This window comes from Bacillus luti, from assembly GCF_009739945.1.
In the GTDB taxonomy this organism is placed as follows: domain Bacteria; phylum Bacillota; class Bacilli; order Bacillales; family Bacillaceae_G; genus Bacillus_A; species Bacillus_A luti.
Genome location: NZ_CP040336.1, coordinates 4,804,057 through 4,817,500, shown reverse-complemented (window position 1 = coordinate 4,817,500; position 13,444 = coordinate 4,804,057). Strand labels below are relative to the sequence as shown.

Genomic DNA, 13,444 nt, shown 5'->3' with positions numbered 1-13,444 from the left:
ATTCCGTCGGAATCTGGGAGGACCATCTCCCAAGGCTAAATACTCCCTAGTGATCGATAGTGAACCAGTACCGTGAGGGAAAGGTGAAAAGCACCCCGGAAGGGGAGTGAAAGAGATCCTGAAACCGTGTGCCTACAAATAGTCAGAGCCCGTTAATGGGTGATGGCGTGCCTTTTGTAGAATGAACCGGCGAGTTACGATCCCGTGCGAGGTTAAGCTGAAGAGGCGGAGCCGCAGCGAAAGCGAGTCTGAATAGGGCGTTTAGTACGTGGTCGTAGACCCGAAACCAGGTGATCTACCCATGTCCAGGGTGAAGTTCAGGTAACACTGAATGGAGGCCCGAACCCACGCACGTTGAAAAGTGCGGGGATGAGGTGTGGGTAGCGGAGAAATTCCAATCGAACCTGGAGATAGCTGGTTCTCCCCGAAATAGCTTTAGGGCTAGCCTTAAGTGTAAGAGTCTTGGAGGTAGAGCACTGATTGGACTAGGGGTCCTCATCGGATTACCGAATTCAGTCAAACTCCGAATGCCAATGACTTATCCTTAGGAGTCAGACTGCGAGTGATAAGATCCGTAGTCAAAAGGGAAACAGCCCAGACCGCCAGCTAAGGTCCCAAAGTGTGTATTAAGTGGAAAAGGATGTGGAGTTGCTTAGACAACTAGGATGTTGGCTTAGAAGCAGCCACCATTTAAAGAGTGCGTAATAGCTCACTAGTCGAGTGACTCTGCGCCGAAAATGTACCGGGGCTAAATACACCACCGAAGCTGCGGATTGATACCAATGGTATCAGTGGTAGGGGAGCGTTCTAAGGACAGTGAAGTCAGACCGTAAGGACTGGTGGAGTGCTTAGAAGTGAGAATGCCGGTATGAGTAGCGAAAGACGGGTGAGAATCCCGTCCACCGAATGCCTAAGGTTTCCTGAGGAAGGCTCGTCCGCTCAGGGTTAGTCAGGACCTAAGCCGAGGCCGACAGGCGTAGGCGATGGACAACAGGTTGATATTCCTGTACCACCTCTTTATCGTTTGAGCAATGGAGGGACGCAGAAGGATAGAAGAAGCGTGCGATTGGTTGTGCACGTCCAAGCAGTTAGGCTGATAAGTAGGCAAATCCGCTTATCGTGAAGGCTGAGCTGTGATGGGGAAGCTCCTTATGGAGCGAAGTCTTTGATTCCCCGCTGCCAAGAAAAGCTTCTAGCGAGATAAAAGGTGCCTGTACCGCAAACCGACACAGGTAGGCGAGGAGAGAATCCTAAGGTGTGCGAGAGAACTCTGGTTAAGGAACTCGGCAAAATGACCCCGTAACTTCGGGAGAAGGGGTGCTTTCTTAACGGAAAGCCGCAGTGAATAGGCCCAAGCGACTGTTTAGCAAAAACACAGCTCTCTGCGAAGCCGTAAGGCGAAGTATAGGGGGTGACACCTGCCCGGTGCTGGAAGGTTAAGGAGAGGGGTTAGCGTAAGCGAAGCTCTGAACTGAAGCCCCAGTAAACGGCGGCCGTAACTATAACGGTCCTAAGGTAGCGAAATTCCTTGTCGGGTAAGTTCCGACCCGCACGAAAGGTGTAACGATTTGGGCACTGTCTCAACCAGAGACTCGGTGAAATTATAGTACCTGTGAAGATGCAGGTTACCCGCGACAGGACGGAAAGACCCCGTGGAGCTTTACTGTAGCCTGATATTGAATTTTGGTACAGTTTGTACAGGATAGGCGGGAGCCATTGAAACCGGAGCGCTAGCTTCGGTGGAGGCGCTGGTGGGATACCGCCCTGACTGTATTGAAATTCTAACCTACGGGTCTTATCGACCCGGGAGACAGTGTCAGGTGGGCAGTTTGACTGGGGCGGTCGCCTCCTAAAGTGTAACGGAGGCGCCCAAAGGTTCCCTCAGAATGGTTGGAAATCATTCGTAGAGTGCAAAGGCATAAGGGAGCTTGACTGCGAGACCTACAAGTCGAGCAGGGACGAAAGTCGGGCTTAGTGATCCGGTGGTTCCGCATGGAAGGGCCATCGCTCAACGGATAAAAGCTACCCCGGGGATAACAGGCTTATCTCCCCCAAGAGTCCACATCGACGGGGAGGTTTGGCACCTCGATGTCGGCTCATCGCATCCTGGGGCTGTAGTCGGTCCCAAGGGTTGGGCTGTTCGCCCATTAAAGCGGTACGCGAGCTGGGTTCAGAACGTCGTGAGACAGTTCGGTCCCTATCCGTCGTGGGCGTAGGAAATTTGAGAGGAGCTGTCCTTAGTACGAGAGGACCGGGATGGACGCACCGCTGGTGTACCAGTTGTTCTGCCAAGGGCATAGCTGGGTAGCTATGTGCGGAAGGGATAAGTGCTGAAAGCATCTAAGCATGAAGCCCCCCTCAAGATGAGATTTCCCATAGCGTAAGCTAGTAAGATCCCTGAAAGATGATCAGGTTGATAGGTTCGAGGTGGAAGCATGGTGACATGTGGAGCTGACGAATACTAATAGATCGAGGACTTAACCATATAATATGTAGCAAATGTTATCTAGTTTTGAAGGAATATGCCTTCATAGTTTGGTGATGATGGCAGAGAGGTCACACCCGTTCCCATACCGAACACGGAAGTTAAGCTCTCTAGCGCCGATGGTAGTTGGGACCTTGTCCCTGTGAGAGTAGGACGTCGCCAAGCAAAAACCTAAGTCGATTCGACTTAGGTTTTTTTGTGTTTATTTTTATTTGCCAAATGTCATAATCCATAGATTTAATAATCCTAAAGAAGAAAAAAGAATGAAAACGAGGCTATTCAAAGTAATAGCAATGATTTTTTGTTTTCCGGATTCTCCGAGTGCTCCTAAAATCATCCCTATGATAGGAAATGTTATTTCTACTACAAGTATGTATTTTAAATAATGAGAGTAAAAAAAGTGGGATGATATAAATAAGTATTCAATTATAACAGCAATGATTGCAATGCAAAGAAATAAATATGAAAAGAATGTAGTTATTTTTTTCATTATTGTTCTCCTTATAAATAAAATGAATATAAACGATATGCTTTATATGAAAACATGCGGAATTAGTATACAAACCGTTATGTGTACGATAGATCTCTAGAAATATATATTCTAATTACTTATCCTTCTTGCATATAGTTACAATTATTCTTTTGAATATAACTAAAACACGAACGTTACGAGTTGCTAATAAAAAAACATTCGATTATTTGTTGACATTGTTTATGAAATATTGTTAATATAGCCATAGAAACAATAATATATAAGACCTCATATAATCGCGGGGATATGGCCTGCAAGTCTCTACCTAACGACCGTTATTCGTTAGACTATGAGGGAAAGTCACTCGGTATTTTTCTATTCACAAGGGATACTTATGCCTGAGTAGAGCACTTTCTCTCATAGTAAAAGAGAAACTGTTCTATTTCAGGCTTTTTTTATTTGAATCGGGGGGATTCTAATATGAAATCACTAGTTGGAGTCATAATGGGAAGCACGTCAGACTGGGAAACAATGAAATATGCTTGTGACATTTTAGATGAATTAAATATACCGTATGAGAAAAAAGTTGTATCCGCTCATCGGACTCCGGATTATATGTTTGAATATGCAGAGACGGCTCGTGAACGTGGATTGAAAGTTATTATTGCTGGAGCTGGTGGAGCAGCGCATTTACCAGGAATGGTTGCAGCGAAGACGAATCTTCCTGTAATCGGAGTTCCAGTTCAATCAAAAGCGTTAAACGGCTTAGATTCATTATTATCCATCGTCCAAATGCCAGGAGGGGTTCCAGTTGCAACTGTTGCAATTGGTAAGGCTGGTTCAACAAATGCTGGTTTACTTGCTGCACAAATACTTGGATCATTCCATGATGACATACATGATGCATTAGAATTGAGAAGAGAAGCAATTGAAAAAGATGTGCGCGAAGGTAGTGAGCTAGTATGACGAGAATCATTTTACCTGGAAAAACAATCGGTATTATTGGAGGCGGCCAGCTAGGAAGAATGATGGCATTGGCAGCTAAAGAGATGGGATATAAAATTGCTGTTTTAGATCCTACAAAAAACTCACCATGTGCACAAGTTGCTGATATTGAAATTGTTGCACCGTATGACGATTTAAAAGCAATTCAGCATTTAGCAGAGATTAGTGATGTTGTCACATATGAATTTGAGAATATTGATTATAGATGTTTACAATGGCTTGAAAAACATGCTTACTTACCGCAAGGCAGTCAGTTGTTAAGTAAAACACAAAATCGTTTTACTGAAAAGAATGCAATTGAAAAAGCGGGGTTACCAGTAGCAACGTATAGATTGGTTCAAACGCAAGAGCAGCTTACTGAAGCAATCGCTGAGCTATCATATCCTTCCGTCTTAAAAACAACGACAGGTGGATATGATGGGAAAGGGCAAGTTGTTTTAAGAAGTGAGGCTGACGTTGATAAAGCGCAAAAGCTTGCGAATGCAGCAGAGTGTATTTTAGAGAAATGGGTGCCTTTTGAAAAAGAAGTATCAGTTATTGTAATTCGTAGTGTAAGTGGTGAAACGAAAGTATTTCCGGTAGCGGAAAATATCCATGTAAATAACATTTTGCATGAATCCATCGTTCCGGCTCGCATTACAGAAGAACTTTCTCAAAAAGCAATTGCTTATGCAAAAGTGCTTGCGGATGAACTGGAACTTGTGGGAACACTAGCGGTAGAGATGTTTGCTACAGCTGATGGTGAGATTTATATTAATGAATTAGCACCAAGACCTCACAATTCAGGACACTATACACAGGATGCATGTGAAACGAGTCAATTCGGTCAACATATTCGAGCAATCTGTAATTTACCTCTTGGAGAAACAAATTTGTTAAAACCAGTTGTCATGGTAAACATTTTAGGCGAACATATAGAAGGGGTCCTAAGACAAGTGAATAGATTAACCGGGTGCTATTTACATTTGTATGGAAAAGAAGAAGCAAAAGCGCAGCGGAAAATGGGGCATGTTAATATTTTAAATGATAATATTGAAGTCGCTCTAGAAAAAGCGAAGAGTTTGCATATTTGGGACCATCAAGAACAACTGTTGGAGGGAAAAAGATGATTAGTCGTTATACACGCCCAGAAATGGGTGCCATTTGGACGGAAGAGAACAAATTTAAAGCGTGGTTAGAAGTTGAGATTTTAGCTTGTGAAGCATGGGCTGAGCTTGGCGATATTCCAAAAGAAGATGTTAAAAAAATTCGTGAGCATGCATCATTTGATATTGATCGTATTTATGAAATTGAAAAAGAAACACGTCATGACGTAGTTGCATTCACTCGTGCTGTATCAGAAACACCAGCATTAGGCGAAGAACGTAAATGGGTTCATTACGGTTTAACATCTACAGACGTAGTAGATACAGCGTTATCTTACATCTTAAAACAAGCGAATGAAATCATATTAAAAGACTTAGAAAACTTTGTAAGCATTTTAGCTAACAAAGCAAAAGAGCATAAATACACGATCATGATGGGAAGAACACACGGTGTTCATGCAGAACCAACAACATTTGGTTTAAAACTTGGTCTTTGGTATGAAGAAATGAAACGTAACGTAGAGCGCTTCAAACAAGCTGCTGATACAGTTCGCGTTGGTAAATTATCTGGTGCGGTTGGTACATACGCAAATATCGATCCATTCGTAGAAAAATATGTTTGTGAAAACTTAGGATTAGAAGCAGCACCAATTTCAACACAAACATTGCAACGTGATCGCCATGCTCATTACATGTCAACACTTGCATTAATCGCAACATCTATCGAAAAGATGGCAGTTGAGATTCGTGGTTTACAAAAGAGTGAAACACGTGAAGTTGAAGAAGCTTTCGCAAAGGGTCAAAAAGGTTCTTCTGCAATGCCGCATAAGCGTAATCCAATTGGGTCTGAAAACATGACTGGTTTAGCTCGTGTTATCCGCGGTTATATGATGACAGCTTATGAGAATGTTCCATTATGGCATGAGCGTGATATTTCTCACTCTTCAGCAGAACGCGTAATTTTACCAGATGCAACAATCGCGTTAAATTACATGTTAAATCGCTTTGGTAATATCGTTAAAAACTTAACTGTATACCCAGAGAATATGAAACGCAATATGACAAGAACATACGGCTTAATTTATTCTCAGCGCGTAATGCTTACGTTAATCGACAAAGGTATGGTACGTGAAGAAGCTTACGATATCGTACAGCCTAAAGCGATGGAAGCTTGGGAAACACAAGTACAATTTAAAGAACTTGTAGAAGCTGATGAGCGTATTACAAGCAAATTAACACAAGAAGAAATTAATGAATGCTTCAACTATGAGCATCATATGCAACACGTTGATACGATCTTTGAACGCCTTGGATTAAACGAAGCGTAAAATTTCATATGGCACAGAATAGAGTCATTCTGTGCCATTCTTTATAAAAACATTATTCACATTTTTCAAACTACAGGGGGCTTGCGAAATGCAAAAGCTAGAATTGCTGTATGAAGGTAAGGCAAAAAGAATTTATCGTACAGAATCAGCAGATATGGTTTGGGTAGAGTACAAAGATAGTGCGACTGCTTTCAATGGGGAGAAAAAAGAGACGATTACAGGAAAAGGTCGTTTGAACAATGAGATTACAACTTTATTGTTCAGAAAGTTACAAGAAGTAGGAATTAAAACACACTTTGTTGAGAAGCTATCTGAAACAGAACAACTTGTTAAAAAAGTGAGTATTATTCCTTTAGAAGTTGTCACAAGAAATGTAATTGCAGGAAGTCTTTCAAAAAGATTAGGAATGGAAGAGGGAACTGTACTTGCAGAACCAATCGTAGAATTTTACTTCAAAGATGATGATTTAGGAGATCCGCTTGTAACGGAAGATCATATTCGTGTATTAAACGTTGCATCGCCAGAGCAAGTAAGCGTATTACGAGATATGGCTCTACAAATCAATCAAGTGTTGATTGATCATTTCGCAAGCTGTCGTGTAAGATTAGTAGATTTCAAATTAGAGTTTGGTGTAACTGAAGAGGGAGAAATCATTTTAGCAGATGAAATTTCACCAGATACTTGCCGTTTATGGGATGAAACGAGCAATGAAAAGTTTGATAAAGACGTATTCCGTCGTGATCTTGGAAATTTAACAGATGCTTATGAAGAGATTTTAAAACGTTTAGGGGGAATTTCACATGTATAAAGTTAAGGTATATGTAACGTTAAGAGAAAGTGTATTAGATCCACAAGGAACAGCAGTAAAAGGAGCACTTCATAGTCTTTCGTTCACAGAAGTACAAGATGTTCGAATTGGAAAGTATATGGAATTAACAATTGATAAATCAGTATCTGATCTAGATAGCAAGGTAAAAGAAATGTGTGAAAAGTTACTAGCAAACGTTGTAATGGAAGACTTCCGTTATGAAGTTGAGGAGGTTGTCGCACAGTGAAATTTGCAGTAATAGTATTTCCAGGTTCGAACTGTGATGTCGATATGTTCCATGCAATTAAAGATGAGCTTGGCGAAGAAGTAGATTACGTTTGGCACGATACAGAGAATTTAGATGAATATGATGCAATTCTATTACCAGGTGGATTCTCTTACGGTGACTACTTACGCTGCGGTGCTATTTCTCGCTTCGCGAATGCAATGAAAGCAGTGCAAAAAGCTGCTGAGCAAGGAAAGCCAATTTTAGGTGTATGTAATGGATTCCAGATTCTTGTTGAGTCAGGGTTACTACCAGGAGCATTAATGAGAAACGAAAACTTAAAATTTATGTGTCGCACTGTTCAGTTGCGCGTTGAAAATAATGAAACGATGTTTACATCACAATATGAAAAAGATGAAGTAATCAATATTCCAATCGCACATGGTGAAGGGAATTACTATTGTGATGAAGAGACTCTTCAAAGATTAGAAGAGAATAATCAAATCGCATTCCGTTACGTAGAAAACCCGAATGGAAGCGTTTCAGATATTGCTGGTATTGTAAATGAAAAAGGAAATGTACTTGGTATGATGCCACATCCAGAGCGTGCTGTAGATGAATTACTTGGCGGTGCTGAAGGGTTAAAAGTCTTTCAATCTATCTTAAAACAGTGGAGGGAAACATATGTCGTTAATGCTTGAACCAAATCCAACACAAATTAAAGAAGAGCGCATATATGCGGAAATGGGGCTAACAGACGAAGAGTTTGCCATGGTTGAAAAGATTTTGGGCCGTCTGCCAAATTATACAGAAACAGGATTATTCTCTGTAATGTGGTCTGAACATTGTAGTTATAAAAATTCAAAACCAGTTCTTCGTAAGTTTCCAACGACAGGTGAACGCGTCTTGCAAGGGCCTGGGGAAGGTGCTGGAATTGTAGATATCGGTGATAATCAAGCGGTTGTATTTAAAATGGAAAGCCATAACCATCCTTCAGCTATTGAACCATATCAAGGAGCAGCAACAGGCGTTGGTGGTATTATCCGTGACGTATTCTCTATGGGAGCACGTCCAGTAGCTCTATTAAACTCACTTCGTTTCGGCGAATTACAATCACCACGTGTGAAATATTTATTCGAAGAAGTAGTAGCAGGGATTGCTGGATACGGTAACTGTATCGGTATTCCGACTGTTGGTGGCGAAGTACAGTTTGATCCATGTTATGAAGGAAATCCACTTGTAAATGCAATGTGCGTAGGCTTAATTAACCACGAAGACATTAAAAAAGGGCAAGCGCACGGTGCTGGAAATACAGTAATGTACGTAGGAGCATCAACTGGTCGTGATGGTATTCACGGTGCAACATTCGCATCTGAAGAGTTATCTGAAAGCTCAGAAGCGAAGCGTCCAGCAGTTCAAGTAGGAGATCCATTTATGGAGAAACTTCTTATTGAAGCTTGCTTAGAACTTATTCAGTCGGATGCACTTGTTGGAATTCAAGATATGGGTGCAGCTGGTTTAACATCATCTTCTGCAGAAATGGCAAGTAAAGCAGGAATGGGTATTGAAATGTACTTAGATGATGTACCACAGCGCGAAACAGGAATGACACCATATGAAATGATGCTATCTGAATCACAAGAGCGTATGTTAATTGTTGTGAAAAAAGGTAGAGAGCAAGAAATAGTAGATTTATTTGAGAAGTATGGTCTTGCAGCCGTTACGATGGGGAAAGTAACAGAAGATAAAATGCTTCGTTTATTCCATAAAGGCGAGAAGGTGGCGGAAGTTCCAGCGGATGCTTTAGCAGAAGAAGCTCCAATTTACCATAAGCCATCAAAAGAAGCAGCATACTTTGCTGAATTCCAAGCAATGAAAATGGAAACGCCAAAAGTAGAAAATTATAAAGAAACGTTATTCGCTTTATTACAACAACCGACGATTGCAAGTAAAGAGTGGGTTTATGATCAATATGATTACCAAGTGCGCACAAGCACAGTTGTTACACCAGGTTCAGATGCAGCAGTTGTACGTGTACGCGGTACAGAAAAAGGATTAGCAATGACGACAGATTGTAACTCTCGCTACATTTATTTAGATCCAGAAGTGGGCGGTAAAATTGCAGTAGCAGAGGCAGCACGTAATATTGTATGTTCTGGAGGAGAGCCACTTGCAATTACAGATTGCTTAAACTTCGGTAATCCAGAAAAACCAGAGATCTTCTGGCAAATTGAAAAATCAGTAGACGGTATGAGTGAAGCTTGTCGCACATTACAAACGCCAGTTATCGGCGGAAACGTATCAATGTATAACGAACGTAGTGGCGAAGCTGTATATCCAACACCGACAGTTGGGATGGTCGGTCTTGTACACGATTTAAAACATGTAACAACACAAGAATTTAAGCAAGCTGGCGATTTAGTTTATGTCATCGGAGAGACGAAAGCTGAGTTTGGCGGAAGTGAATTGCAAAAAATGATTCACGGCAAAATTTTCGGCCAATCACCAAGTATCGATCTAGACGTAGAATTAAAACGTCAAAAACAAGTATTAGCAGCAATTCAAGCTGGCCTTATTCAATCTGCACATGACGTTGCTGAAGGTGGATTAGCAGTTGCAGTTTCAGAAAGTGCAATTGGTGCTAAAGGTTTAGGTGCTACTGTGAAATTAGACGGTGAAGCAACAGCCGCATTATTTGCAGAATCACAATCTCGTTTCGTGATAACTGTAAAACGTGAAAATAAAGAAGCATTCGAGAAAATGGTTGAAGCAACTCAAGTTGGAGAAGTAACAAATACAAATGAAGTAACAATTCATAATGAAGAAAATGAAGTATTGCTTACAGCAAATGTAGATGAAATGAGAAAGGCTTGGAAAGGGGCAATCCCATGCTTGCTGAAATAAAGGGGTTAAATGAAGAATGTGGCGTTTTTGGAATTTGGGGGCATGAAAATGCAGCACAAGTTTCGTACTACGGATTGCACAGTTTACAGCACCGTGGACAAGAGGGCGCAGGCATTGTTGTAAATAATGGGGAAAAAATCATCGGTCACAAGGGGTTAGGTTTAATATCAGAAGTGTTTTCAAGAGGTGAGCTAGAAGGATTGAACGGAAAATCAGCAATCGGGCATGTACGATACGCGACGGCTGGTGGAAGTGAAGTTGCTAACGTTCAACCATTACTATTCCGTTTTTCTGATCATAGTATGGCATTAGCTCATAACGGGAATTTAATTAATGCAAAAATGCTTCGCCGCGAATTAGAGGCAGAGGGAAGTATTTTTCAAACAAGTTCAGATACAGAAGTGCTTTTACATCTTATTAAACGTAGTACGAAAGATTCGTTAATTGAAAGTGTAAAAGAGGCTCTAAATAAAGTGAAAGGTGCGTTTGCATACCTTTTACTAACTGGAAATGAAATGATTGTTGCATTAGATCCGAATGGATTCCGTCCTCTGTCAATTGGAAAGATGGGTGATGCTTACGTTGTAGCATCTGAAACATGTGCTTTTGATGTAGTAGGTGCGACATATATTCGTGATGTAGAACCTGGTGAACTACTTATCATTAATGATGAAGGAATTCACGTAGATCGTTTCACAAACGACGTAGAACATGCAATTTGTAGTATGGAGTACATTTACTTTGCACGACCAGATTCTAACATCGCTGGTGTTAACGTTCATGCAGCGCGTAAAAATATGGGAAAACGTTTGGCGGCGGAAGCTCCTATTGAAGCTGATGTTGTTACTGGTGTGCCAGACTCGAGTATTTCAGCAGCAATTGGTTATGCGGAGGCAACGGGCATTCCATATGAGTTAGGATTAATTAAAAATCGTTACGTTGGCCGTACGTTTATTCAACCTTCTCAAGAACTACGAGAGCAAGGGGTTAAGATGAAACTTTCAGCAGTAAGAGGTGTAGTTGAAGGGAAACGAGTGGTTATGATTGACGATTCTATCGTAAGAGGAACAACGAGCAAACGAATTGTTCGCATGCTTCGTGAGGCTGGAGCGACAGAAGTTCACGTAAGAATTGCTTCACCACCTCTTAAGTATCCATGCTTCTATGGCATTGATATTCAAACGAGAAAAGAATTGATTGCGGCAAATAATACAGTAGAAGAAATCCGTGAAATGATCGGTGCGGATTCACTAACATTTTTAAGTGAAGATGGATTAGTAGATGCAATTGGACGTCCATATGAAGGGAAATATGGAGGTCTATGCATGGCTTACTTTAATGGGGACTATCCGACAGCTCTTTATGATTATGAGCAAGAGCTTTTAGAAAGTATGAAATAAGAAGGAAAAGCTTCTACATGATTTGGTGTAGAAGCTGGCTTCTTTCTTAAAATAGCCCGTCCTGGATGGGGAGAAATTAAAAGACGAGGTGTAAATAACGATGGCGAATGCATATAAGCAAGCAGGAGTAGATATTGAAGCTGGATATGAAGCGGTATCTCGCATGAAAAAACACGTACAAACAACTATGAGAAAAGAAGTACTAGGCGGTTTAGGCGGTTTTGGGGGTATGTTTGATCTATCAAAATTTGCATTAGAAGAACCTGTATTAGTATCTGGAACAGATGGCGTGGGAACGAAATTAATGCTCGCTTTTATGGCAGATAAACATGACACAATTGGTATTGATGCGGTAGCAATGTGTGTAAATGATATTGTTGTCCAAGGAGCAGAACCGCTTTTCTTCCTTGATTATATTGCTTGTGGTAAAGCTGAACCTAGTAAAATTGAAAACATCGTCAAAGGTATATCAGAGGGTTGTCGCCAAGCCGGTTGTGCATTAATTGGTGGAGAAACAGCTGAAATGCCAGGAATGTATTCTACGGAGGAATACGATTTAGCGGGCTTTACAGTTGGAATTGTTGATAAAAAGAAAATTGTAACAGGTGAAAAAATTGAAGCGGGTCACGTATTAATTGGCTTAGCATCTAGCGGTATTCATAGTAACGGTTATTCTTTAGTACGAAAAGTGTTACTAGAAGATGGAGAACTATCTTTAGATCGTATTTACGGACGCTTAGAACTACCTCTTGGTGCAGAATTATTAAAACCAACGAAAATTTATGTCAAACCTATTTTAGAACTATTGAAGAAATATGAAGTATACGGAATGGCACACATTACAGGTGGCGGGTTCATTGAAAATATTCCACGTATGTTGCCAGAAGGAATCGGTGCAGAAATTGAATTAGGATCTTGGAAAATTCAACCGATCTTCAGTTTGCTTCAAGAAGTTGGAAAACTAGAAGAGAAAGAAATGTTCAATATTTTTAACATGGGTATTGGTATGGTAGTAGCAGTGAAGGAAGAAGAGGCAAAAGATATCGTTCGTCTTCTTGAAGAGCAAGGAGAAATAGCTAGTATTATTGGACGTACTGTACAAGGGACTGGCGTTACCTTTAATGGGGGAGCGGCACTATGAGTAGATTAGCAGTTTTTGCTTCTGGGAGTGGCTCTAACTTTCAATCTCTTATCAATGCGGTAGAAGAAAAAAGATTAGACGCCGATATTAGTTTATTAGTATGTGATAAACCAGAAGCACGTGCTGTTGGACGGGCACATTATCATCATATTCCATGTTTCGCTTTTTCAGCGAAAGCATATGAGTCAAAAGAAGCGTTTGAAAAAGAGATATTAAAGAAGCTAGAAGAATATGAGATTGATTATGTTATTTTAGCTGGCTATATGCGTTTAATCGGGCCGACGTTACTAGAAGCATACGGTGGGAAGATTATTAATATTCATCCATCATTACTGCCGAGTTTTCCAGGAAAAGATGCTGTCGGTCAAGCGTTAGAAGCAGGTGTGAAAGTTACTGGAGTAACGATTCATTATGTAGATGCAGGTATGGATACAGGTCCAATTATTGCGCAAGAAGCAGTAGTTGTTTCTGAAGGGGATACGAGAGAAAGCTTACAAAAGAAAATTCAACAAGTTGAACATAAATTATACGTAAATACAGTGAATCAAATTGTTCAGTCTGTGAAAGAACCAACTGTTAACTAACATACA

At 40.9% G+C, this 13,444-nt stretch carries 11 protein-coding genes, 2 rRNA genes and 1 riboswitch (1 of these 14 cut by a window edge); of the genes, 12 read left to right on the top strand and 1 reads right to left on the bottom strand.

The window, feature by feature from the left end; all coding sequences use genetic code 11:
* A 23S ribosomal RNA gene (locus EUC40_RS24260) occupies positions 1–2,485 on the top strand; it begins 437 nt to the left of the window's first position.
* A 49-nt stretch (positions 2,486–2,534) separates the two neighbouring features.
* Positions 2,535–2,650, top strand: a 5S ribosomal RNA gene (gene rrf, locus EUC40_RS24255).
* Between the two features lie 43 nt (positions 2,651–2,693).
* On the opposite strand, the gene EUC40_RS24250 is transcribed toward rrf, so the two are convergent.
* A complete protein-coding gene (locus EUC40_RS24250) occupies positions 2,694–2,975 on the bottom strand; it encodes a hypothetical protein (RefSeq protein WP_156576800.1) in 282 nt (93 codons plus the stop codon).
* Positions 2,976–3,225: 250 nt separating this feature from the next.
* Positions 3,226–3,327: riboswitch (purine riboswitch) on the top strand.
* Positions 3,328–3,437: 110 nt separating this feature from the next.
* Between EUC40_RS24250 and purE the strand changes: the two genes are divergently transcribed.
* The 10 genes from purE to purN all read left to right on the top strand — a co-directional run bounded on the left by purE (position 3,438) and on the right by purN (position 13,438).
* Positions 3,438–3,923, top strand: coding sequence for a 5-(carboxyamino)imidazole ribonucleotide mutase (gene purE, locus EUC40_RS24245; RefSeq protein WP_000839367.1), 486 nt, complete (start codon positions 3,438–3,440; stop codon positions 3,921–3,923).
* Positions 3,920–5,071, top strand: coding sequence for a 5-(carboxyamino)imidazole ribonucleotide synthase (gene purK / locus EUC40_RS24240; RefSeq protein WP_156576799.1), 1,152 nt, complete (start codon positions 3,920–3,922; stop codon positions 5,069–5,071). Before purE ends, purK begins: the two co-directional genes overlap by 4 nt.
* Positions 5,068–6,375 carry an adenylosuccinate lyase gene (gene purB, locus EUC40_RS24235; RefSeq protein ID WP_000625682.1) on the top strand — a complete coding sequence of 436 codons (1,308 nt, stop codon included), beginning with the start codon at positions 5,068–5,070 and terminating at the stop codon, positions 6,373–6,375. Before purK ends, purB begins: the two co-directional genes overlap by 4 nt.
* 88 nt (positions 6,376–6,463) lie before the next feature.
* Entirely contained in the window at positions 6,464–7,183 is a 720-nt protein-coding gene (gene purC / locus EUC40_RS24230) for a phosphoribosylaminoimidazolesuccinocarboxamide synthase (RefSeq protein WP_001170544.1), read from the top strand.
* Positions 7,176–7,430: a phosphoribosylformylglycinamidine synthase subunit PurS gene (gene purS, locus EUC40_RS24225; RefSeq protein WP_000278823.1), complete on the top strand. Its 255-nt coding sequence runs from the start codon at positions 7,176–7,178 to the stop codon at positions 7,428–7,430. The genes purC and purS overlap by 8 nt, the downstream gene beginning before the upstream one ends.
* Positions 7,427–8,110: a phosphoribosylformylglycinamidine synthase subunit PurQ gene (gene purQ / locus EUC40_RS24220; RefSeq protein WP_000666780.1), complete on the top strand. Its 684-nt coding sequence runs from the start codon at positions 7,427–7,429 to the stop codon at positions 8,108–8,110. The genes purS and purQ overlap by 4 nt, the downstream gene beginning before the upstream one ends.
* Positions 8,094–10,313 carry a phosphoribosylformylglycinamidine synthase II gene (purL, locus tag EUC40_RS24215; protein ID WP_156576798.1) on the top strand — a complete coding sequence of 740 codons (2,220 nt, stop codon included), beginning with the start codon at positions 8,094–8,096 and terminating at the stop codon, positions 10,311–10,313. The genes purQ and purL overlap by 17 nt, the downstream gene beginning before the upstream one ends.
* Positions 10,298–11,713: an amidophosphoribosyltransferase gene (purF, locus tag EUC40_RS24210; RefSeq protein WP_042981527.1), complete on the top strand. Its 1,416-nt coding sequence runs from the start codon at positions 10,298–10,300 to the stop codon at positions 11,711–11,713. Before purL ends, purF begins: the two co-directional genes overlap by 16 nt.
* Positions 11,714–11,813: 100 nt before the next feature.
* Positions 11,814–12,854: a phosphoribosylformylglycinamidine cyclo-ligase gene (gene purM, locus EUC40_RS24205; protein WP_071710558.1), complete on the top strand. Its 1,041-nt coding sequence runs from the start codon at positions 11,814–11,816 to the stop codon at positions 12,852–12,854.
* On the top strand, positions 12,851–13,438 hold the full coding sequence (purN, locus tag EUC40_RS24200; RefSeq protein ID WP_016089553.1) for a phosphoribosylglycinamide formyltransferase: 588 nt from the start codon (positions 12,851–12,853) through the stop codon (positions 13,436–13,438). Before purM ends, purN begins: the two co-directional genes overlap by 4 nt.
* Positions 13,439–13,444 lie beyond the last annotated feature (6 nt).

Bases quoted from the DNA above. Each gene is read 5' to 3' on its own strand.
- EUC40_RS24250 (WP_156576800.1), bottom strand. From the start codon at position 2,975: ATGAAAAAAATAACTACATTCTTTTCATATTTATTTCTTTGCATTGCA.
- purE (WP_000839367.1), top strand. From the start codon at position 3,438: ATGAAATCACTAGTTGGAGTCATAATGGGAAGCACGTCAGACTGGGAA.
- purK (WP_156576799.1), top strand. From the start codon at position 3,920: ATGACGAGAATCATTTTACCTGGAAAAACAATCGGTATTATTGGAGGC.
- purB (WP_000625682.1), top strand. From the start codon at position 5,068: ATGATTAGTCGTTATACACGCCCAGAAATGGGTGCCATTTGGACGGAA.
- purC (WP_001170544.1), top strand. From the start codon at position 6,464: ATGCAAAAGCTAGAATTGCTGTATGAAGGTAAGGCAAAAAGAATTTAT.
- purS (WP_000278823.1), top strand. From the start codon at position 7,176: ATGTATAAAGTTAAGGTATATGTAACGTTAAGAGAAAGTGTATTAGAT.
- purL (WP_156576798.1), top strand. From the start codon at position 8,094: ATGTCGTTAATGCTTGAACCAAATCCAACACAAATTAAAGAAGAGCGC.
- purF (WP_042981527.1), top strand. From the start codon at position 10,298: ATGCTTGCTGAAATAAAGGGGTTAAATGAAGAATGTGGCGTTTTTGGA.
- purM (WP_071710558.1), top strand. From the start codon at position 11,814: ATGGCGAATGCATATAAGCAAGCAGGAGTAGATATTGAAGCTGGATAT.
- purN (WP_016089553.1), top strand. From the start codon at position 12,851: ATGAGTAGATTAGCAGTTTTTGCTTCTGGGAGTGGCTCTAACTTTCAA.